The sequence below is a fragment of the Lederbergia panacisoli genome, from assembly GCF_024626525.1.
Classification (GTDB): Bacteria; Bacillota; Bacilli; order Bacillales; family Bacillaceae_C; genus Lederbergia; species Lederbergia panacisoli.
Map to the genome: position 1 here is coordinate 1 of NZ_JANJGU010000016.1, position 20852 is coordinate 20852.

Below are 20852 nucleotides of genomic sequence, written 5' to 3' on the forward strand. Positions count from 1 at the left end.
TATCACCTCCATTTCTATAATTCAATTATACGAAATGGAACATATGTTTGCAACTCATTTACATGATATCTAAGAAGGAAAACACCCATTCATCCCACGATTTAAATCACGGGTGTTCTGGGCGTTGACATAAAACTTTCATAAAAATATAGTAAGTTTTTCCTAGTAAGTGGTATTATTAGGGAGTATTCAGATAATTAAAAGGGGTAAGGGGCGTTTTGCTTGTATAAGAAACTATTAATCATTATTACTTCATTATTTTTATTTATGATCAGTATAGGTGGTCATACATACGCTGCTTCCTATCCACCTGCGCTTGAACATAAATGGACATCGAAATCATTCAAGGCTGTTGATATGTTTGGGCCTTACATGAATGAAAGTGGATATACTACAGTAAATTATTATCAAAAACCAACTAGTTTAAATAACTCGATCCTAGTGTACAATTCACAAGGTAAAAAAGTTTATGAAAAGGCAAACGATGCAAGTTTGGGAACTGTTTCTCAAGTTTTGGCAAATAAAAATGGAATTATTATTAATTCACAAAAGGGCTTAAAGAAAATTAACTTAAAAGGAAAAGTAGAATGGTCTAATAAAAACCTTCTGAACGGTGGATTATTCACAACAAAGAATGGAGATCTATTTTTTTCCGATCAATCTAGAAAAAAAATAAATAAGATCAACCCCAAAAATGGAAAAATCCTTTGGACGTACAAGTTAAATACTAAGGACGAGATAAATAACCTTGAGATTAATCCCAAAAACGGCAATTTCTACTTTGTTACTAATAAGAATGTATTTGTAATGAATAATAAAAAACTACGGTGGAAAGTGACCGCGCCGAAAGGACATGGAATTCAGGAGATAATTCTTTCCCCAAATGGAACGGCAGCCATAGAAATGTATAACAAAAAGGGTTACTACTTAAAGGTATATTCAAATAAAGGAAAGCTAAAATGGCAAAATAAATCAAAAGATTTCTACATAAGTAGTGGCATATTTAATAAAAATGATGATTTTTGTATGATAGACGGTAGTAATCAAATCATATGGTTCAGCTCAAAAGGAAAAATCATTAGTTTATTTAAATTAAACGAGAATAATTACCTTGCTCCGCAAATATTTTCGGCAACAAACCCCCGAAGTATTTATGTACGTTACTTCCAAAGGGATGCGAATTTCCGAAGCACTTACTATATACGCAAATTTAATAAAAACGGTAAGGTATTAGCTCAGTCAAAAACGAAGGATTTTGATTTTAATACTTATACAAGCGGAGTTTACTCATTAACCCACAAAAAAGGCGCATTTCAATTTAAATATTATACGTTAAAATAAGCATAAGGGGCTGTTTTGAAAGTCAGTTAATCGACTTTTAAAACAGCCCCTTTCTTTCAAATAGCCAAGCCTTTAGAAAACAAATGATTCATGCGGTAATCGGTCTTGAACTACGTATTAGATAAGATTTCCCACTAACACTTAGCACTACCTCCCATGATATGGTATATATCGATGAAGCCGAAGAAAGGACACCTTGGTTCGTGAAAAGATTTATGAAAATGAGGAAAAGAGCATCCTTGTATTGGGAGATTAACAAGAGGATCCCCTTTTGCAAATGTGCAGACGTCCAGCAAGATTGGTTGCAATATTTAAATTAAAGCTATCTATTATATTAAATGGTATATCATTCAGAGGTTATTTAACTTCAAGTCAATTAATGTTTTTATGAATATAATGAAACATTCTAAGAAATTTCTTGAGTTTAAACGAGAGAGGTTAGAACTTATGGAGAACCCTACCAAAATGGAAAATAAAAATAGACGCCGTCGATCTATTGCTGAATTGTATTCTTGTGATATTAATGAAATTGCAGAGTTAGTATTACGAACAGTTGATAATTATATAGAGGTTGATGAAATACCTAAGAAAACTGCACAGGAAAAGGCATTGGCCGATTATATGTTTTGGTATAACAATGACGAAGAAAAAAGACGTGAGTTGGAACGTATTGTTTATAGTGAGTAAGACTACAAAAGGGCAGATTAGCAGCTGCCCTTTTGTTATATTTTCATGTATTCCTCGAGTAAGGGGCTAATTTTTCATAAAATTAGCCCCTTACTCGTTTACTTATAAATTACTTTTTGAAGGAAAGCGAATTGTAACCGTAGTTCCTTCACCCTTCGAACTTTGGAAAACAATGGCGCCATTATATTTTTCTGCAATATTGTAGCAAATCATCATACCCAAGCCCGTGCCTTTACTTTTTAATGAGTAAAAAGGAGTACCTAAAAACTCAACTTCCGCTTCAGACATTCCTTGCCCATAATCAGTTACTTTAATCTCAACAAAATCATCGTTTCTATCAGCGGTTACCTTAACTAAACCACCAATTTCCGATGCTTCAATTGCATTTTTAATAATATTGAGGAATAACTGTTTAATTTCGATCGTGTTCGCGTCGATAAAACACTCTTCCTTCACATGCAGTTCAATATGATTCTCACGCAAAAGTCCATATGAACGCAGTAAATCTGTTACACTCTGAAGTACATTCATTACATTCACTGTTTCCACGCTTTCATCATTATTTGGCTTTGCAACAGATAATAATTGGGAAATGACGTGATTTGCAGTATTCAATTCATCAATCATCAAACGATAATGCCTCTTTAAGTCATCATTAACTGCAGGATCTGTTTCGTAAAGCTCCAAAAATCCTTTTACAACGGTCAAAGGATTTCGTATTTCATGAGCAACTGCAGCTGCCAAATGGCCAGTTATCTTCAAACGCTCCGTCTGCTTTAATTCTTCATAATATAATTGTTGTTTTTTTATCCGACCATATGTTAAATAAAATATAAAGAAAATGATCACTTGAATCCCAAAAAAGTTTATTATATTTCCTATTAAATCCTGTTTAACGAAGTAGTCTTGACCAAAAAGTATGATATAGATATAAGTAATCGTGATAGATATACTGTTTAATGCCAAAGAAAAGTAAAAAAGCTTGGCATTAAAAAACAAGATGGAGAATGTAGGAATGAAACATAGAAAAATAAAGCCCGACCCAGTATCTGGATATAAAAAGAAAATCGTATAAAAATAAGCGGAAGCTACAATTATTATGATGATTCTAAAAACGCGGGTTTCATATCTAGGATACAGTAATAAACAGATCGAGAGAATAACAACAAGTGCAACATGCAAGATATAACCGATCCCATAATCACCCATACGGGGATTATCAATAAATAACCCCATTGTCATAAAAATGATTAGACTGAACATTATAAAATAGTATAATTTTTTATTTACATTAGTATAAAAATCTTTCATGCTTACCCCTTTTTTGATGCTTCATTTAATATTCTCATGGATATATTTTTGCATACACCCCATCTTACTATGAAAGAAAGATAAAAGCCCTCTTTTTACAGGTTTTCCGAAACACAATTGATCACCTTGCCTTCTCCTTTTAGCAATTCTCCAGATCTTTATTTCATTGTTTCCAAGGAATATCATGATATGGTTAAATTATACAAAACAACATAATTACTACTTGAAATGAGGAATTTTATGAAACATGTAATGGACTTAAGCGGCGGATGGGGCTTTATGCTGGATAATGAAAAAAAGGGGTTGCAAGAGCATTTTGAGAATGACAATTTTACAGACTCGATAACACTTCCCAACACTACTTCTTACGCCAAAAAAGGAGAACCCAACCCGGAGGTAGCTCTAGGACATTTAACAGATACATATAAAACAGAAGGTTATGCTTGGTTTTCAAAAAGCCTAACGATTGAACCTTCTGATATAGGCAGGACTGCAATTCTTACATTAGAACGCACTCGCATTTCTCATGTTTGGATTGATGACCAGTATGTTGGCACCGAGAATAGCCTATGTACTTCCCACAAATACGATGTAACAAAATACATCTCATCAGCACAACATAAACTTACGATTATGACAAGCAACGTCGATTATCCTGTTGGCGGCGGACATATGACATCCCCTGATACTCAAACAAATTGGAACGGCATTTTAGGTGAAATTTCATTATCTTTTTACGATGCTTTTCGGATTACTAAGTTACGCGTTGAATCGAAAGAAAACGTTCAAGCCCTTGTTAACATCACCGTATTTTCAGAAATGGATTGCAACACACAATTAGTACTTACAGCGGCTCCCTATCCGAAAAATCAAACATATCCTATCCCTGCACCTTTTTCAAAAGCTGTCCAATTAAACAAGGGGGAAAATCATATTAATCTAGCATATGTTTTTCCTGATGATGCTGTATTGTGGGATGAATATGACCCTGGTGTCTATCAAATTACTGCAACCATTACGGACGAACAAACGAATTCAGACTCTGAAACTACTTTTTTCGGATTAAAAGTATTTAAAGCAGAGGGTACCCATTTTTCTATTAACGGACGGAAAACATTTTTGCGAGGTAAACACGAGGGCATGATCTTTCCGTTAACGGGGTATGCACCGATGGATGTAGATGGATGGTATGCTCACATGAAAACCTCGAAAGAATACGGAATCAATCATTATCGTTTTCATACATGCTGCCCTCCGAAGGCCGCTTTCATTGCGGCAGATCTATTGGGAATTTATATGCAGCCGGAATTGCCTTTTTGGGGTACCTTTACGGAAGAGAAAGATGAAAATCATGACGCATCTGCCCAAAACTATTTGATTCAAGAAGGTTTCCGTATGTTGGATGAATTCGGCAACCATCCATCGTTCGTGATGATGTCAATGGGAAACGAGCTTTGGGGCAGCCCCGAATCAATCAATGAATTAGTTGGCCGTTATAAAGAATACGACAACAGACACTTGTATACCCAAGGCTCTAATAACTTTCAGTGGGTACCTAATATCCAGCCAAACGATGACTTCTTCAGTGGCGTTCGTTTCACCATGGATCGGCAAATTCGCGGCTCCTATGCTATGTGTGACGCACCTTTAGGACATGTACAAGTGAATAAACCCGGCACAAATAGAAACTACGAAGAAGCGATTCATCCTCCATATACCGAAAAAGCTACCGAGGTGGGCGAAGATGGCACAATTGAAATTCAATATGGAACAGGTGTGAAACGGGTTAAATTAACCGATCTAAAAGAGGAATTGGTTCCGAAAATACCCGTTGTCTCTCATGAGATTGGTCAATATCAAACATATCCCAATTTTGCTGAAATAAAAAAATATACAGGTCCTTTAAAAGCACGTAATTTTGAAGTCTTCCGCGAGCGCTTAGAGGAAAAAGGGCTTCTTTCATTGTCTGAGGGTTATTTTCACTCTTCCGGGAAATTGGCAGCTGCCTGTTATAAAGATGAATTAGAAACAGCGATCCGCACAAGCAACTTGGCAGGCTATCAAATATTGGATCTACAGGATTTTTCCGGGCAAGGAACAGCTTTAGTAGGCATGCTCGATGCGTTTATGGACAATAAAGGCATCGTAACAGCGGAAGAATGGCGGATGTTCTGTTCGGATGCTGTACTTCAAGCAGAATTTGCTGATTATATTTTGGCTGGCGCAAGCAAATTAAAAGTAAACATGACACTCTCTTACTATCGTAAGCAGTCTTTAGTACATCCTGCGATTCGTTACAGTCTGAATGGTGTTAGCGAGACGCTTGATGTTGCGGATATTACAGATACAGGCGTCTTTCACTTAGGGGCAATAATGATTCAGGTCCCTTCCGTCAGCGAACCGACGAAGATGGAATTAGCGATTTCCATTGACGAGACAGATATAAAAAATACGTATGACCTTTGGATCTATCCCGAATGTCCGGATGTTACAGAAATTTCTTACGTTACATCGGTTGACGCAGCCATAGAGAAAGCTGCAAATGGCAAGAATGCTCTATTATTGTTAGAACCGTCGCAAAATCCTAACTCTATACAAGGTACATATAGCACCGACTTCTGGTGTTATCCGATGTTCCGTTCAATTTCTGAAAGTATGGGAAAAGAAATACCAATTGGTACAATGGGCTTGCTAATTAAAGAGTCCCATTCAGCATTAACCTTTTTCCCAAGTGAATCTTATTCAACTCCACAGTGGTGGGACGTTGTCATGAATTCTAGTTCTACCATCTTGGATGATACCCGTATCGAACCAATTGTTCAGACAATCGATAACTTCGAACGCAATCATCGTCTTGGTTTAATCTATGAAGTCACTTTGGAAAATGGCGGGCATATTCTCATTTGCTCTAGCCCTTTACACACCCTATCATCAGGAGGATCAAAAGATGCGGCTTGGCTCCTATACAGCCTAAGTCAATATATTTCAAGTGATGCACTGTCACCGTCGTACACCATGACATCCGATGAACTGAAAAGTTTATTTATTTAGGCGACCATAAAAATTGCTTAATTTTCAACACCTTTTTAAAGCATTGCCTATTATTAAGGGGAGATGATGGTATGGAGGAAGTGCGGCGACCTAGAAATGTAGCAATCTTGATTTTCGACAATGTAGAAGTATTAGATTTCACAGGACCGTTTGAAGTATTTATTACCGGAAGCAACCGGGGGAAAGATTTCAACGTCTACACAGTGGCTGAACACAACCGCCCTATCATTGCATTAGGGAATCTCAGCGTCAACCCAACGTATACCATTTATAACTGCCCTAAGCCTGATCTATTAATCATACCGGGAGGATGGGGCTCTAGAAAAGAAATGCAAAACGAAATCCTCACGAATTGGATTCACGAGGTATCAAAGGACGTTGAACATCTCCTATCTGTTTGTACTGGAGCTTTAATTCTAGCCAAAGCAAATTTGCTGGATGGATTAAAACTTACGACAAATCGCCTTGCTATGAACGAATTAAAGGAAATTGCTCCAGAATCAGCGGAAATAATTGAAAACGCCCGTTATATTGACAATGGAAAAGTCATCCTTTCAGCTGGTGTATCTGCTGGAATTGATATGTCCCTATATGTAGTGAGTAAATTATTGGGAGAAGAACGGGCGAAACATACAGCTAAACTGATGGAGTATGATTGGAAGGTTTGACCCAGTTAAATTGAATGATTCCCTCTTGGACAAGGGAACTGCTCATCTTCTCCCTAAGTCCATTATACTCAAGGTCATGTGAAGGGCTTAGATATTCATGATCTAAGCCCTTCGGTTTTATAATGATTGTTAAAGCCAATCAGCACCTTAATCATAAAAAGTTACTGTTAAGATGATGGCCATCTTTGCACTGAATGATTGGGTAAAGTTACTACATATAATTTTGAACTAATTCATAGCATCTTTCTTCCGTAAGATTTGCTTGCACAGTTACATATTCTAAATGTTCCGCTGTACCGCCTTTGTATTTTAGAGATGCCTCCAATGCAGTATCATCTCGATATTTTATCCAATCCCGTTGCTCTATTCTCAATTGGTCCATTTCTTCTGTAGAAAGCTGTTCCTTTAAGACCCCGTATACCTCATTCAACCAATCATCCCAAACATCATAACGATCATCTTCCACTTTTTTCATTGCGTATGTTGCTGTATCCTTTGAATTCCTTTGCAATTCATCCATTTCTTTTTTAGTATCATTGAATTTTTCCAGATATTCTTCCTTGTGATTTTCAGAACTATCACTTTCAAGATTACTAGAATTCAGCTCTTCATTTGGATCTATAGATGTGTCTTCTTGATCACTTAGCTCGGAATTGTCGGCTTCTTCTGATGAGTGTTCTGTTTGATTGGCTGCGTCCACATTTGATGACTGATCATTTGAGGCGGATTTTAACTCATCATCTGAATTTGCACAAGCTGCTAATAAACCTAATACTACTGTTAACATCACTATTAAAAGCTTCCGATTCTTTTTCATTTTTTAAACCCCTTTTGAAAATCATTACTTATAGCATTTTGTATCTACTATTTATAAGGGTAACACAAATATGAAAGTTCATTTGATAAAATCAAAAAAGCAGGAACATCGTCAAATAAATGTCCTGCCTTCAAAAGTATAATTTTATCCAATCTTAATGACCAGCATGGTCACCAGCATTTTCCCCTTTGGGAAGTGTTGTCGGTACATCCTCTTCCGTACCAGGTTCAACGAGTAAAAATTGGCCCATCATGCCATCATCTTCATGACGCAATAAATGGCAGTGATACATAAGCGGGAAATTGGGATCGGAATAATTCGCGAACTCCACTACAATTCTTACCTTTGACCCATTAGGGATAAACACGGTATCCTTTCTTCCCCTTTCGTACTCAGGGGGTTCCTTATCATTTACGCTCAAGACTCGAAATGCTGCATTATGGATATGAAAGTTATGAGAATGACCAAAGTTATTGATCTCCCATATTTCTGTCGCACCGGCCGGAACAACCTCGTCAATTCGATACATATCCATATATTGATCATTAATTTTGTTTTCCATCGTTAATTTGAAGAGGCGAACCTTAGCATTTTCTGGGGCCTCAATGTCTGGAACGGTTGAAAGCTTCCCGTCTATTGGGGCTGACTCAGTCAATTCAGGAGCAGCAATCATTTTTAACAAATCAAATTCTCCAATACCAATACCAGGAGGTCCATTAAAACTATGGAGCACTGTTTCCTCTCCCGGTTCAAATTCAACAACAATTTCAGCACGTTCACCTGGACTTAATATTACACGGTCCATAGTGACAGGCTCTTGTAGAAGCCCGGCATCATTTGCTACAAGCTTAAAGGTCTTGCCATCGTTGAACCCAAAATTATAAGCTCTTGCATTTGAACCATTAAGCAAGCGAAAACGTACCTGGCTTGCTGTCACTTTAAGATAAGGGTCATACGTTCCATTAACTAGTATTTCATCACCAAGTGTGCCAAATATCCCCTCATCATCCTCTAAAAACTTTCCATCATCCGTAAACAACTTGTCTTGAACAATGAGTGGAATATCATCGACACCATAATTGGAAGGAAGTTTTTTAGAGTCCTCATCATCGATAATAAACATGCCTGCAAGCCCACGATATACATGCTCCGCTGTTTTTCCATGCAAGTGAGGATGGAACCAAGTAGTTGCAGACGGTTGGTCAATAGTCCAATGCGGCGACCACGTCTCACCTGCTTCAATCATTTGGTGCGGTCCCCCGTCCATAACAGCTGGCAACTTCATACCGTGCCAGTGTAAAGTGGATTGCTCACCCAAATCATTTACAACATCGAAAGAAACCTTGTCACCTCGTGCCGCCCTAATCGTCGGACCCAAATACATACCATTAATCCCCGCTGTATCTGCCATCTTCCCCGGCAAAAACTCTGTCTTTCCTGTTTGCATCGTTAATGTAAAATGTTTTGAACCATCAGATTCCATTGTCGGTTCCAGTAATGGCGGAATATTTAAAGGCTGATCAAAGTCTAACTTACCAACATTCGTTACGACATCCCCTTTTCCGCAACCCGCTAAACTAATAGCAAGCAGCGAAATGAATAGACCAATATATATGTGAAATGATTTCAATTTTTTCGTTACTTCCTTTCTTACTCATTGGTAGTTATATAAACTATTGTACTACCATTTCTGGATGATCCATTGGTAATTCTGATTTCTTCATAAAATTGGCACATAATATCTAACGGGGTCGTTGTGCAGTATTAAATTTTCCTTATATAAAATAAAAATCAATTATTCAAATCGCAAAAAGGCTTTGTCGTAGGTACCTACAAGGGAAGATTAAAAAGGCAAGTACAGAATAATTATCTATACTTGCCTTCAATAAATCTCTATGGGGTGAAAATTATTGCTTATTACCAATTTCTTATATACTTCCTAAACGGTATAAGCCATCCGTAAACCTTTCTTCTTCCTAATTGAGTCCGTTTTGACCACCATATATACAAACCAATATTTAACAGAACCCCAGGCATAAATATTATGGATAACGGTAACAGCTTGTGTTTGGAATACATATAATCTATCCATTTAACCGGTAGGATATTGGGGTAGGCAACTTTATGAATCGTTTCCGTGTACGCACCTACTTCCCCTGGAGCCACAATCGTCGCGGTATAATCGTAATATTGATTTGACGAAAAAGACAGCTTGGGTGGGTTCACGACAGTACCTTTGCTTTTTGGCTCCAAAAATACCACAAAAGGCAGCCAAGTTTTATTTTCTAGACTTAATTCTCTAGTAAATTCTTCTCCAGGTGTAGGAGATGAAAGTCCCTTTGTACTTACAACGATGAAGGGGATCTGATCCGTATTAGAGCTTTTTACAGTGAGCCCAATAAAAATAGAATTTAGAATTATAATTGCACAAAATGCTATGAATACAGGGTCAAAAAAAGAAGAAATATGTATCAAGCGCAGCCGTTTGGCATTTTTTCGTTTATAATGTTTAGGTTTTTTAGAAAAGGATTTAAATAGAAAATCAACCGCGTATAGCCCTACAACAATTGCAATGAGTGTGAAAATATTAAATTTCTCGGATATTGTGCCTAAACGTGGAATAATTAGCGGGGTCCCGTTTATCGTAAAGACCTTTCCTTGGATCTGCTTATGATTGACAGGGGGTTCTCCAACCTCTTGGTCTAAAGACGGGTTATTATCTCCTTTTGTTATAAATGTATGATCTTCCATCACATCGACTATTCTATGTGTAACATAAGGCTCCTTTAAGAACTTCGGTTTGAAAGTGATAATATCACCCACCTCGTAGTTCTTAGAATGAATAAGAAAATACCCATCATTTGTCATGATAGTGGGCTCCATGCTTTCGGAATAAACATACCCTAGACTGACGGGTAATTCACTCCCCATAAATCGGAAGGCAATAATGAATATTAGTCCTGTGATGATAGTTACATAGAGTAATATGCTTGTTATTTTCGATAGTTTATCCAAATCCCCATCTCCGATTAAAAGATGGAACTTCGGGTTAGAGTGTAATCCAAAGTTCCATATATGTTTATTCAGTATTTCAAGAATAGCTTTTCGTATTAACGTGTAGGTTTAGTCGTGCTGGCTTTAACTTTTACTGTATGGCTCCAATCACTTCCTGGACTTCCATAACCATTTGCTAGCACAGTATTAACATAAATATTTACATCAAATTTTTGGCCAGGGCTTAGTAATACGTAAGCCTCTTTCCCTACTCCATTTACGAAGTTCATTCCAGTACTATCCAGAAGATTTTTTCCACTAGGCTGAGTGTTTCCATACCAAGCGTCTACGTTTGTTACAACACCGTCTGTATTATTAATTCTGTATTGAAGACCTGCATTATGTTGTGAACTCCACCCGTCTGCTTCCAACCAAACGTAAACGGACTTTTCACTTTTGTTCGTTACTGTAAATACTTCATTGAATTCCGAATTCGCTTGAGGGTTAAAACCTTTCCCACCATTAGCAGTATTCGTGAAATCAAGCGTCAACTTCCCACTTGCTGCTTCTTTTGCATACAATCCGTCACCTACTAGTGATATAAGACCGTTTGTATCTGTTACGACCTTCATCGCTGCAGAACGATCCGCCTTAAATACATCAATCGCTCCCGTTCCCATTGCTGCTGTTAGCGCTGCTACAATTAGCAGTATAAAAGCTACAAAACCTTTTCTTTTCATTTTTACTTCCTCCTCGTATTGGTTTTATTTACAACTTAATAGTATAAAAACCTACGAGGGTTAACATCACACCTAATGGTAGTTTCATAGGAACAATTAGTGTAATTGTCTACTACTACTTAAGTAGCATGTCTAAGATGATAAATATGTAAAAAAATTTGCTATACGAGACTAAGGTCATGCTTGTCCAGTTCCAGGTTTTTAACATAAAGTGCCGCTTGTGTACGATCATGCAAACCAAGCTTTGCAAAGATTTGGCTCATATGTTTTTTTACTGTGTTCTCTGATATAAATAGCTTTTTGGCGATTTGCCGATTATTCAATCCCTTGCTCAGCTCCTGTAGAACTTCCCATTCCCTTGAAGTCAATTGTTCATTAAAATTATTTTCATCTTGTTTAAGTTTATATTCCAGCAACTCCGGGTCATAATATTTTCTGCCGCGGCCAACCATGCGAATAGCATAAATAAGTTCCTCTGGCAAAGCTTGTTTCAGAACATATCCCTCCGCTCCATGTTCCTCCGCCATCATAAAATCTGAATAGGAGGCGGATGAAGTTAGGACTATAAATTTACTATTCATATCCAGTTTCTTGGCTGCACTAATAAGGTCTAATCCACACTCTCGGCCTAACTTTAAATCAACCAAGACTAAATCAGGGTTTTTCATTCGTATCAATTCTATTCCTTCTGATATACTGTTGCCTACTCCCAAAATTTCAATATCACTTTCAAGGTTGAGTACAGAAAGAAGTCCCTCGATGACTAGAGGGTGATCATCTACGAGTACGATTTTCATAATTGCAATGCTCCCTTCTTATTAATGGTTCCACTGTTTGCCTTCTTATTCGGTATGGTTACCTGAACGATAGTTGAAACATCTATTTCACTATGAATATCGAAACTGCCTCCCAATTCATTCACCAATCTTTCCATATTTTGCAACCCCAATCCATAGCCGTTTTTAATTCCAAGATTGGTTACATCAAAGCCCTTGCCGTTATCTGAAATGCTTAGTTCCGTATAAAAATCTCCTATAGTAAGTCTAATAAATAATAGAGTGCATTTCCCATGGCGAATCGCATTACCGGTTGCCTCACAAATAACTCGATACAATCCTCTTTTTTCCGAAAGCCCAAGTAATTGTTCGTCCCCTGTAAATTCAACGTCTATGGCTATGTCGTTTAATTTAGAGATATTGTCAAGATAACTCATAGTATCTTCCTGAAAGCTTTTGCGCCCCTCTTTTCTCGAGCTAAGTCCATATATAGTGGATCGTAACTCCTTCATGGCTAACCGTGCTGAATCTTGCAAAAGCAGGAACTTTTCCTGCATTTGAAAGGTAGTCATGTCCTCCCATTTTTGAATAACACTATGGACCATATACGATATGCCAAATAGTCTTTGTGCAACACTATCGTGCATTTCATTAGCGATCCGATTCTGTTCCTCGGCAACCATTAATCTTTCATTCACTTCTTCTAAATGCAGCCTTTCAAGTGTGATTGCACTTAATTCAGAGACGAATTCTAGTTGCTTCCCATATTCAACTATGTCTGATTTAAGGTTATCTATTCTAATTCCAATCATCCCATATTCCTTTGATAGGGATTTTACGACCACGACAATAAATGTATAACCGCCTATATCCAAATTCACTTTATTATCTAACTGTAATTTGTTCCCCCATAAATTACCTAGGGAATTCATGAGATCCCCTTCGATGCTTTGCGGAAAAATGCCTGTCGTATATTGCATTACCTCATTCTTCTCATCAGATTCAATCCAATAAAATACTAAATCTGATCGTGTAAGTTTAGCGGTATAATCTACAAAAGTCTGATATATATGTCTTGGATTATGCTGGGTAGCAAGTGCTTCAACAACCTGATACAGCGACATAATATGTTCCATTGTTTCTTGTGTCCTTTTATTGCTTTCTTTTAAAAGGATATTTGCCTGTTGCAACTCATTTCTCTGCTCTTTTAGTTTATTTGTTAAGCCTGTCATTAATTTGGCAACAAGTGTGATCAGAATAAATATCAAAATTAAATGTGAATTAGCGGATAAAATCCCGAATAAATTCACGCCATTTTCATTAAAAAGTAAATATGGGATTACGGCGGATGCAGATAAATAGCCAAATAAATTTAACCAACAAAAGTATGGTGATGGAAAACCTGTTGAAATTAACACTGGATTTAATGCATACCAAATAAATGGGCTATTTAATCCCCCCGTCGGCAATAAGACTAATATGATTCCTACTGTTTCAAAAATTACAAACGCTTTTGCACCTTCAGTATTAATCCCATATTTCTTATATGCCTTTGTAATGATCACTACCGAAATATATAAAAGAATGATAACCGCAAGTTTAAATATCCAGTGTGATGGTGGGTTCCCGAAAAAGTAAAATAACGATGTGAAGAACCATGAAAAATACCTGAATGTATGGAATACCTTTTGCTGCTCAGATTCAAACTCATGTATGCCTATCTTCTTCATAATATAGCTAAGCATACGATTAACCCACCTCTGTATAAGAGCCGGAAATAATGCTCGTTTGATAAATAAAAACATACCCCTCATCAATCACATAATAATCTTTTTTTCCACTGCCACTATCTTCGTAAGTATAAATAATGGCATCCTTCTCATCTGAAATTTTCAATAATGACGAGAATGAATCCAATACAACTCTTTTATTGCTATCGATGGTAGAAATATTCGATTGTAATACGCTAACCATTCTTGCTTTATACTTTTTATCGATTCTCTCTTTCTCTGAACTTGAACTAGCAGTATTTGCTTTAATATATCGAGCAATCATGAGTATTGCGGCTAATAAAAGTAAGTACATTACAACGCTTACAACTTTTATTGCCCATAAAGAAACTTCCTTGCCAAAAGGATAGAATACACGCTGTATGGCTGAAGTACTTGATATAGGGGTTGTTGTTACAAGGCTTGTCTCATCACCTAATGTAATCTGTGTTCGTGAATACTCTAGATTCGTCCGTGCATTATGGGCGATAGATATTTCCTTATCGTTATATGTAATTTTCCCTGTAATGATAGGGCTTATTTCAAAATTATAGCTAGAGGGAATAGCATTTATACTTTTTTCTACATCATTCATAAATTTTTCCAATTGTTTCAAATTGATTGGATAGTCCTTATCTATTAAATCAATATTTGTGCCTTCCAATTCAAAACTATCTTCTTTTCCCAATAAAAAGTCCTTTTGCCAGAGTCCATTTGCGACCAAGTTTAACACTATTTCTTTTGACCCGTTTACTTTGATAGGTTTATTAGATTTTATAGAAGATTTAACGTTCACGATTATATCATTTGTAACTTCTGTGAAACTTCCACCTTCTATATCAACAATCCCACCTTTAGGATGAAGCGCAAATGGGGCTACATCCGCTTTAAAAGTAAAGACAGTTTCTTGGGTAATATTGTTTTCGGTGTTTGTTTCCATGGTCTCAAGCGGAAGTACTAGAATATAATAAAGTAGAACTGTTGCTACAATACTTAAACCTATCAAAATACTGTTAATAAACTTTCTTTGTTTTTTATTTTTAAGCTTAAAATTATTTTTTTTTCTTTTCGACACCTTTTCCACCCATCTCATAAATGATGTTCCTGCTTATACCTCAGTTTGATCCTTCGCCTCTTCAATGATTGTTGTATTTATAATTACATTTTTTTGAATGTTAATATTTCCATTGTCCCATCTAAAATATAACGTTGCTTTTGATTCCGTACTTTTATTGTTTGAACTCATGAAGTCATTCCCATCAAAGCTGTTCGTAAAATCCACTTTCACATTTTCATTTATTCCTAATGACAACCCATTATTTTGAAACTGGAAATTCAAATTATCAAAATGTATTTGGTCGAGGTAAATCGGTTGGGCCATATTATTTTTAATTGTTAAATTATGATCCACATCCGTGATTTGCACTATTTCTTCTGTTCTTTTAAGTTTCTTCTCTTTTGTATAAACATTAGTTGATAATCTCAAGATTTTAATATTCAAGGTTATTGATTCGGGCAATGCTATTAATGCATTTTCGTAATCTGCAACTTGCATGGAGACCTCCCTATCAGCTTTGAATTGTGAAATCCCTGACGAACTGATAACCACTACAAGCGTACATATTACGGTAACGGCAAATACAATAATCAATTTCAAGATCAACTCTACCTCCTCATTTTATTTAGTTAACGCGAATAAAGTTTTTAGACTAAAGGTTTGGAATTACAATGCCACTATAAAATTCAGAAGGTCTTTTTCGGGAATTTCCCCCTTTTTTTGTGTTCATTTTCTTTTTCTTTTCTGCTTGTTTAATGTAGGATTTATTATCTATACACCCAATTACTCGATAGAAAAACAATGCGCTATTATTTTTCTATGACGACTCTGCTACAGGTCCGTTCATTATAGTTAACAACCCCTTCTCAAATTCCAACGTTTCGTTCGATATAGTGTACAAATTGAGTATAGGATAAAAGATATAGATTGAAAAACCCAAAAATAGGCCGTTATACTGTTATAAAGAACAATTTTTATTGCTTTTCTCCTTAAATCTCCGTTTTACGTAATATTTCATATTATAACCAGGGGAATTGTTCTCGATAGTGAAATAAAGAATGAGTGGAAGATAAAGTATGGTCATAGTGTTCTATAGTTAGTTAATAGAAATTAGCAACGGAAGGTAAGAATAGAACAATCGGTTCGCAGGTTTCAAAATGACATATCGATAGCATAAGTAATGAACTGATTAATCAAAGTGGCTTTACGGAACATATGAGACATTATCTGTTTTGAACACAGAACCATTTGCTATTGTCCATCATAGAATCATGTAAAATGGACGTAAGGAGAATCATACTGTTTGAGGTTTTAGGAGGAGTAAATAATGTACATAACTGATAAAGCAAAGCAATTATCGGAAAGATTAGGGGCAGTAGGAATTCGTTTATATACGGTTCCAAGTGCCAGTGATGGACCTCAAAATTATTTCCTGCATTAACCGAAAATTCTCCGCCTATAATTCACATACATAACGAAAATCAACAATAAATTATAACAGAGCTTTTTATTAAAAAAGCATATGGCTAAAATAGTTTACAAAAAAGAGTCGTACAAAAGGAAAGTGAGAAAAGCCGATGGACTTTGGGTTCGTACCCTTGAGTTCTAACATAGGTAAATGAATACCCCACCCAGGGATGACTTGGGCGGGGTATTCATTTACCTTTTAACGATCATAAATTTCTAGTTATCTCTCTAGTTGAAGCCCCTCGAAACCTTTAATATATGCATCCCAATCCTTATCAAAGTTTTTAGCCCCTTTTACAAACTGGGCAAGATTGGTTTCAATATCGTCAGAGATTGTTGTTTTTAATTGGGCTGCTTCATTGGATGTTTCCGTATCAATGTATATTCAACTTGGATACGCTACGGTCGTTGCATACGTCACATAATTTTTTCTTCTTCCTCGGTGAAATCCTCATATAAATGAAGCACTTCTGATCTAATCACTTTTTCTCCCTCCTATTTAAGGATTTACCTAATAGATGGCAGAAGGTCTTGGCACCCAAGTTATTTTGGAATCCAGCACCACAATACTTTAAAGCAGGACTTTTTGCTTACTTCCCCTACTGCTGCTCAATTGAATAAATTTCCAACCGGTTATCTACCTTATCTTTTCCCGGGTCCTTTATCCTTAGCTTCCCTTCATACAATGATTCCCCTGTACGTAAATCACCGATAAAGACTGCCTGCCCATCATTTGTTGACTGAATATTATAGACCCTTCCATTCATTAGCTCCAATACACCTCCACCTTCCTCTCTTGTCGGGTAGGGCAGTGCAAATGTCCGCTTATTTATCCATTTTTCTGCCTCAATATCGTATTCTCTGATTTCAATCCCATTTTCAGCTTCAGCCGGTACAAACAAGCTGGAATCACTGATTGTTCCCGAATATAAGGATGGCGGCCTTTCATCATCGGAAATAGCCACTTTTTGGGATTCGTTGGTTTCGATATTATAAATAATTGTATCAGCCAATACGTTTTTCATTTCGTCTCCGTTATCCGAATGATTATACTCTTCCACATTGATTAATACATATTTTTGCGGTTGGATGGAATAGCCATTTATTATGGCAATATTCACTTCGTCGGCTTTGGCAGAAGCAATCAATACCGCATCCACAAGCTTTTGCTCCGCTAAATCAAATGTATAGACATTCAAATCGCTGCCACCCGCAGCAGGAAACCCTTGCGTGAAAACCTTCAGCTGCCCATCCACCAATTGGACCTCTTGGACATACCCCCAATAATACTTTTCCTTATTCGGTATGTCCGCTTTAAAGGATGTGATCTTTTTCGATTCTTTATTTAAAAGCGCAATGTCCATTAAGGAATGGTTAGTTGGCCCGTCATAACCCGGACCCTCCATATAAGCATAGGCAATAAGCTGCTCATCCTCATAGAAATACTCCTGATTTAATCCTTTCCCGCGCATAAACTGTTTATGCTCTTTGATTAACTTCCCCAAAGCAGGTGTTGCGTATGTCTTGGTTAACTCCTGAATCAATGAATGATGGCTTCTTTCACGCGTTCCGTTCTTTGTAATCTCCCAATTACTATACTGATTGCCCATATCATAGCCGCCGTATAGAATTAGATCATCTATTTCATCCTCGTTGCCGCTGATTTTCTCAAATTCAATTTTCATCGGCTTTTGTGCCGCTAGGCTCGACTTCATGTAAAAACTACCAAGCACAATGACGATTACCATACAAAGTAAGATCGATTTCCAATACCGTTTCATTTTTACACCCCCATTAAACCCTAACTTTATTTTTTATCAAATAATGGCCTGTCCATAATGTACAGAACAAAACAAGCAACATGATTGCTACTACCATAAGGAATATTTCCAGTGGATAAAAATATTTGTCAAGCATTAAATCGTTCACCAATACAGGAACAAATACCAGGAAAACAGAAATGACACTATATAAAATGCCAATGATTGCTCCTTTCAGGCGGAAAGATCGCTCAAACAAAATCGCGGTAAAAATAATCAGCACCGCAATCATGCTGCTGCCATAATAAAGGATAAAGTCTAAAAATGATTTCGGAAATATTACTTGCCAAAACGGGTCATACATTAATTCATTTACGGAAACACTTAAGCTAAATTCATTGGGAACCATCCATAATAACACTTGATTGCCAGCCCCCATTATTAGGAGCTGCAAGGCAACCAGTCCTAATAAAGCTAGAAAAATAATGGTCGCTTTTGCTAGATAAACATGGATTCTTGCAGTCGGGAGCATCAACAAACGATAAATAAAAGTATTTTTTCCAAACCAATCGCGGTACCAGATAAAGAAAACATAGATTAGTAAAGTTACTCCGCAAAGCGCAACCGGTCCCTGGAACCAAAGTGAATTGATAACAGAAGACAACGACATTTCTCCAATCGAATCTAGGACTTCACTTTTTGACATAAATTCTTTATACATCAATTCATTTACTCTATGTATATAGATTCTTGAATCAACGATCACACCAGCGATTTGCACAAGAATCATCATGCCCATTAACACGATATACAATTTCCAAAAACGATTGAACTCGAAATTGACAAGCTTCAAATAGCGATTCATGCCTCATACACCTCTCTCATCACATCAATGACGGATTTCCCTTCATGTTCCCTAACCGCTTCAGTATCGAATTCCTTCAGCACTACTCCATGATCCAGAAGTACGACTTTATCAATGAGATGCTCGATATCATTAATTTCATGCGTCGTAATAATCACACCGCGGTCCTCAATCAAGTGGCTCGTAAATACATCTGCGATTTGCTCCCTGCTGAAAATATCAATTCCTGAAAAAGGCTCATCCATCAACACATAATCAACATCCATTGCCAGCCCCAAAAGCAGATTTACTTTTGCCGTATTCCCCTTTGACAGATCCGAAATACGGTCTTCTTCATTCAGCTTAAAAAAATTTAGCATTTCATTTGCTCTTCCTTGATTCCAACAATCATAGAAATCCGCCATAAAGGTAAAAGCATCCTTAATTTTCATCTCAGGCAGCATCGTGATCGCATCGGGAATAAATGTGACTTTCTCATAACTCTTTTTATGAAGTTTTTCTCCATTGATCAGGACCTCACCTCCGTCTTTCGGTGTCAGTCCCATAATGATCTTCATGATCGTTGTTTTCCCCACCCCATTAATCCCAATTAGACACGTAATCTCCCCCCTTGCCGCCGTAAAGGAAACCCCGTTCAATACCTTCTTTTTCCCAAATCTTTTACTTACATTCTTTACCTCAATCACCTAAATCCCCCCTATTCATGCCTTTCATACTTGTCTTTTACCAATTCCAACACATCATAAAGCGGAGCATTGATTGTTTTTAGCGATAGAACAAATGCATCAACTGCCTCATCAATCAATTCCTCCCGCACCTGGCTAAGCACCTGCGCGTCTCGTGTAATGCGGCTCGGCAAATTACCCTCTGTAAAAATCAAACCCGCTTCCTCCATTTCTTTATACGCTCGCTGCGCCGTATTTGGATTAATTTTCAACAGATTAGCCAATTCCCTTCTCGATGGAATCTCCTGCCCCGGCTCAAAAGCCCCCGTCGCCAACTGTTCCTTGAAATGCCGAATCACCTGCACATACACTGGATCGCGATTATTAAACTTCACATTCATAAGCCCAACTCCCGAAAAATAATTGAAATCCCTATTTGACACTGTTTCCCAACTGTACTATAGGGTTAATAAACCTATAATAAAAAAATAGAATCGACCCATGCATCCTTGTTAATGGAATCAAAACTACCCATATTCTGCCTGATATATACGAAACTAACTGTATTATACAGTTAATACACATACATCAAAAAAAAAGAAATGTCCTCCCATGCTGCCAGCAAAACTAAAATTAAGTTATACCTGTATTATGTGGTTAATACACTCGCGATAAAAAAACACACACTTTGCGTACTGCCTAGTTAATACACTCGATACATGTACTATATACTTAATACACATTGAATGTCAATATTATTATGGTGCCAAGTTTTTATGGATAACACAAATTCTATTAGATGGTTCACCCGCACGACTATATTGTGTTGGAAGCTGACACCGTAATAAGATACATTTGAATTAGACAATTAAATAGAGTCATTT

General features: G+C 36.9%; 17 protein-coding genes. 4 read left to right on the top strand and 13 right to left on the bottom strand.

Annotated features, from left to right (window positions below):
• Window positions 1-357 precede the first annotated feature (357 nt).
• The gene (locus tag NQ185_RS16745; RefSeq protein ID WP_257583165.1) at window positions 358-1341 is read left to right on the top strand and encodes an outer membrane protein assembly factor BamB family protein; all 984 of its coding nucleotides are present in this window, start codon (window positions 358-360) and stop codon (window positions 1339-1341) included.
• A 447-nt stretch (window positions 1342-1788) separates the two neighbouring features.
• The gene (locus tag NQ185_RS16750; RefSeq protein ID WP_257583166.1) at window positions 1789-2028 is read left to right on the top strand and encodes a hypothetical protein; all 240 of its coding nucleotides are present in this window, start codon (window positions 1789-1791) and stop codon (window positions 2026-2028) included.
• 102 nt (window positions 2029-2130) lie between these two features.
• On the opposite strand, the gene NQ185_RS16755 is transcribed toward NQ185_RS16750, so the two are convergent.
• Entirely contained in the window at window positions 2131-3339 is a 1209-nt protein-coding gene (locus tag NQ185_RS16755) for an ATP-binding protein (RefSeq protein ID WP_257583167.1), read from the bottom strand.
• A gap of 240 nt (window positions 3340-3579) precedes the next feature.
• On the opposite strand from NQ185_RS16755, the gene NQ185_RS16760 reads away from it, so the two are divergent.
• Entirely contained in the window at window positions 3580-6390 is a 2811-nt protein-coding gene (locus NQ185_RS16760; RefSeq protein WP_257583168.1) for a DUF8487 domain-containing protein, read from the top strand.
• 71 nt (window positions 6391-6461) lie between these two features.
• On the top strand, window positions 6462-7058 hold the full coding sequence (locus tag NQ185_RS16765) for a DJ-1/PfpI family protein (protein ID WP_257583169.1): 597 nt from the start codon (window positions 6462-6464) through the stop codon (window positions 7056-7058).
• 211 nt (window positions 7059-7269) lie between these two features.
• On the opposite strand, the gene NQ185_RS16770 is transcribed toward NQ185_RS16765, so the two are convergent.
• The 12 genes from NQ185_RS16770 to NQ185_RS16825 form a co-directional block, all read right to left on the bottom strand.
• On the bottom strand, window positions 7270-7875 hold the full coding sequence (locus NQ185_RS16770) for a lysozyme inhibitor LprI family protein (protein ID WP_257583170.1): 606 nt from the start codon (window positions 7873-7875) through the stop codon (window positions 7270-7272).
• A gap of 154 nt (window positions 7876-8029) precedes the next feature.
• Window positions 8030-9505 carry a multicopper oxidase family protein gene (locus tag NQ185_RS16775; protein WP_257583171.1) on the bottom strand — a complete coding sequence of 492 codons (1476 nt, stop codon included), beginning with the start codon at window positions 9503-9505 and terminating at the stop codon, window positions 8030-8032.
• Between the two features lie 287 nt (window positions 9506-9792).
• Window positions 9793-10890, bottom strand: a complete 1098-nt coding sequence (locus NQ185_RS16780; RefSeq protein WP_257583172.1) for a signal peptidase I — start codon at window positions 10888-10890, stop codon at window positions 9793-9795.
• Between the two features lie 95 nt (window positions 10891-10985).
• Window positions 10986-11609, bottom strand: coding sequence for a DUF1102 domain-containing protein (locus NQ185_RS16785; RefSeq protein ID WP_257583173.1), 624 nt, complete (start codon window positions 11607-11609; stop codon window positions 10986-10988).
• A 161-nt stretch (window positions 11610-11770) separates the two neighbouring features.
• Window positions 11771-12406: a LuxR C-terminal-related transcriptional regulator gene (locus tag NQ185_RS16790; RefSeq protein WP_257583174.1), complete on the bottom strand. Its 636-nt coding sequence runs from the start codon at window positions 12404-12406 to the stop codon at window positions 11771-11773.
• Window positions 12403-14130, bottom strand: coding sequence for a sensor histidine kinase (locus tag NQ185_RS16795; RefSeq protein WP_257583175.1), 1728 nt, complete (start codon window positions 14128-14130; stop codon window positions 12403-12405). The genes NQ185_RS16790 and NQ185_RS16795 overlap by 4 nt, the downstream gene beginning before the upstream one ends.
• Before the next feature lie 4 nt (window positions 14131-14134).
• A complete protein-coding gene (locus NQ185_RS16800; protein ID WP_257583176.1) occupies window positions 14135-15229 on the bottom strand; it encodes a DUF5305 family protein in 1095 nt (364 codons plus the stop codon).
• 33 nt (window positions 15230-15262) lie between these two features.
• Window positions 15263-15811 (bottom strand): hypothetical protein, encoded by a 549-nt coding sequence (locus NQ185_RS16805; protein ID WP_257583177.1) that lies wholly within the window; start codon window positions 15809-15811, stop codon window positions 15263-15265.
• 1466 nt (window positions 15812-17277) lie between these two features.
• On the bottom strand, window positions 17278-18459 hold the full coding sequence (locus NQ185_RS16810) for a hypothetical protein (protein WP_257583178.1): 1182 nt from the start codon (window positions 18457-18459) through the stop codon (window positions 17278-17280).
• A 13-nt stretch (window positions 18460-18472) separates the two neighbouring features.
• Window positions 18473-19303 carry a hypothetical protein gene (locus NQ185_RS16815; protein ID WP_257583179.1) on the bottom strand — a complete coding sequence of 277 codons (831 nt, stop codon included), beginning with the start codon at window positions 19301-19303 and terminating at the stop codon, window positions 18473-18475.
• Window positions 19300-19989 (bottom strand): ABC transporter ATP-binding protein, encoded by a 690-nt coding sequence (locus NQ185_RS16820; RefSeq protein ID WP_257583180.1) that lies wholly within the window; start codon window positions 19987-19989, stop codon window positions 19300-19302. The genes NQ185_RS16815 and NQ185_RS16820 overlap by 4 nt, the downstream gene beginning before the upstream one ends.
• Window positions 19990-20000: 11 nt before the next feature.
• Window positions 20001-20369, bottom strand: coding sequence for a GntR family transcriptional regulator (locus tag NQ185_RS16825; protein ID WP_257583181.1), 369 nt, complete (start codon window positions 20367-20369; stop codon window positions 20001-20003).
• Window positions 20370-20852: the final 483 nt, after the last annotated feature.

What these genes read in the sequence shown, in the direction of transcription:
- NQ185_RS16790 (WP_257583174.1), bottom strand. Translation starts at nt 12,406, where the DNA reads ATGAAAATCGTACTCGTAGATGATCACCCTCTAGTCATCGAGGGACTT.
- NQ185_RS16785 (WP_257583173.1), bottom strand. Translation starts at nt 11,609, where the DNA reads ATGAAAAGAAAAGGTTTTGTAGCTTTTATACTGCTAATTGTAGCAGCG.
- NQ185_RS16770 (WP_257583170.1), bottom strand. Translation starts at nt 7,875, where the DNA reads ATGAAAAAGAATCGGAAGCTTTTAATAGTGATGTTAACAGTAGTATTA.
- NQ185_RS16760 (WP_257583168.1), top strand. Translation starts at nt 3,580, where the DNA reads ATGAAACATGTAATGGACTTAAGCGGCGGATGGGGCTTTATGCTGGAT.
- NQ185_RS16755 (WP_257583167.1), bottom strand. Translation starts at nt 3,339, where the DNA reads ATGAAAGATTTTTATACTAATGTAAATAAAAAATTATACTATTTTATA.
- NQ185_RS16815 (WP_257583179.1), bottom strand. Translation starts at nt 19,303, where the DNA reads ATGAATCGCTATTTGAAGCTTGTCAATTTCGAGTTCAATCGTTTTTGG.
- NQ185_RS16810 (WP_257583178.1), bottom strand. Translation starts at nt 18,459, where the DNA reads ATGAAACGGTATTGGAAATCGATCTTACTTTGTATGGTAATCGTCATT.
- NQ185_RS16745 (WP_257583165.1), top strand. Translation starts at nt 358, where the DNA reads ATGTTTGGGCCTTACATGAATGAAAGTGGATATACTACAGTAAATTAT.
- NQ185_RS16825 (WP_257583181.1), bottom strand. Translation starts at nt 20,369, where the DNA reads ATGAATGTGAAGTTTAATAATCGCGATCCAGTGTATGTGCAGGTGATT.
- NQ185_RS16795 (WP_257583175.1), bottom strand. Translation starts at nt 14,130, where the DNA reads ATGCTTAGCTATATTATGAAGAAGATAGGCATACATGAGTTTGAATCT.
- NQ185_RS16765 (WP_257583169.1), top strand. Translation starts at nt 6,462, where the DNA reads ATGGAGGAAGTGCGGCGACCTAGAAATGTAGCAATCTTGATTTTCGAC.
- NQ185_RS16750 (WP_257583166.1), top strand. Translation starts at nt 1,789, where the DNA reads ATGGAGAACCCTACCAAAATGGAAAATAAAAATAGACGCCGTCGATCT.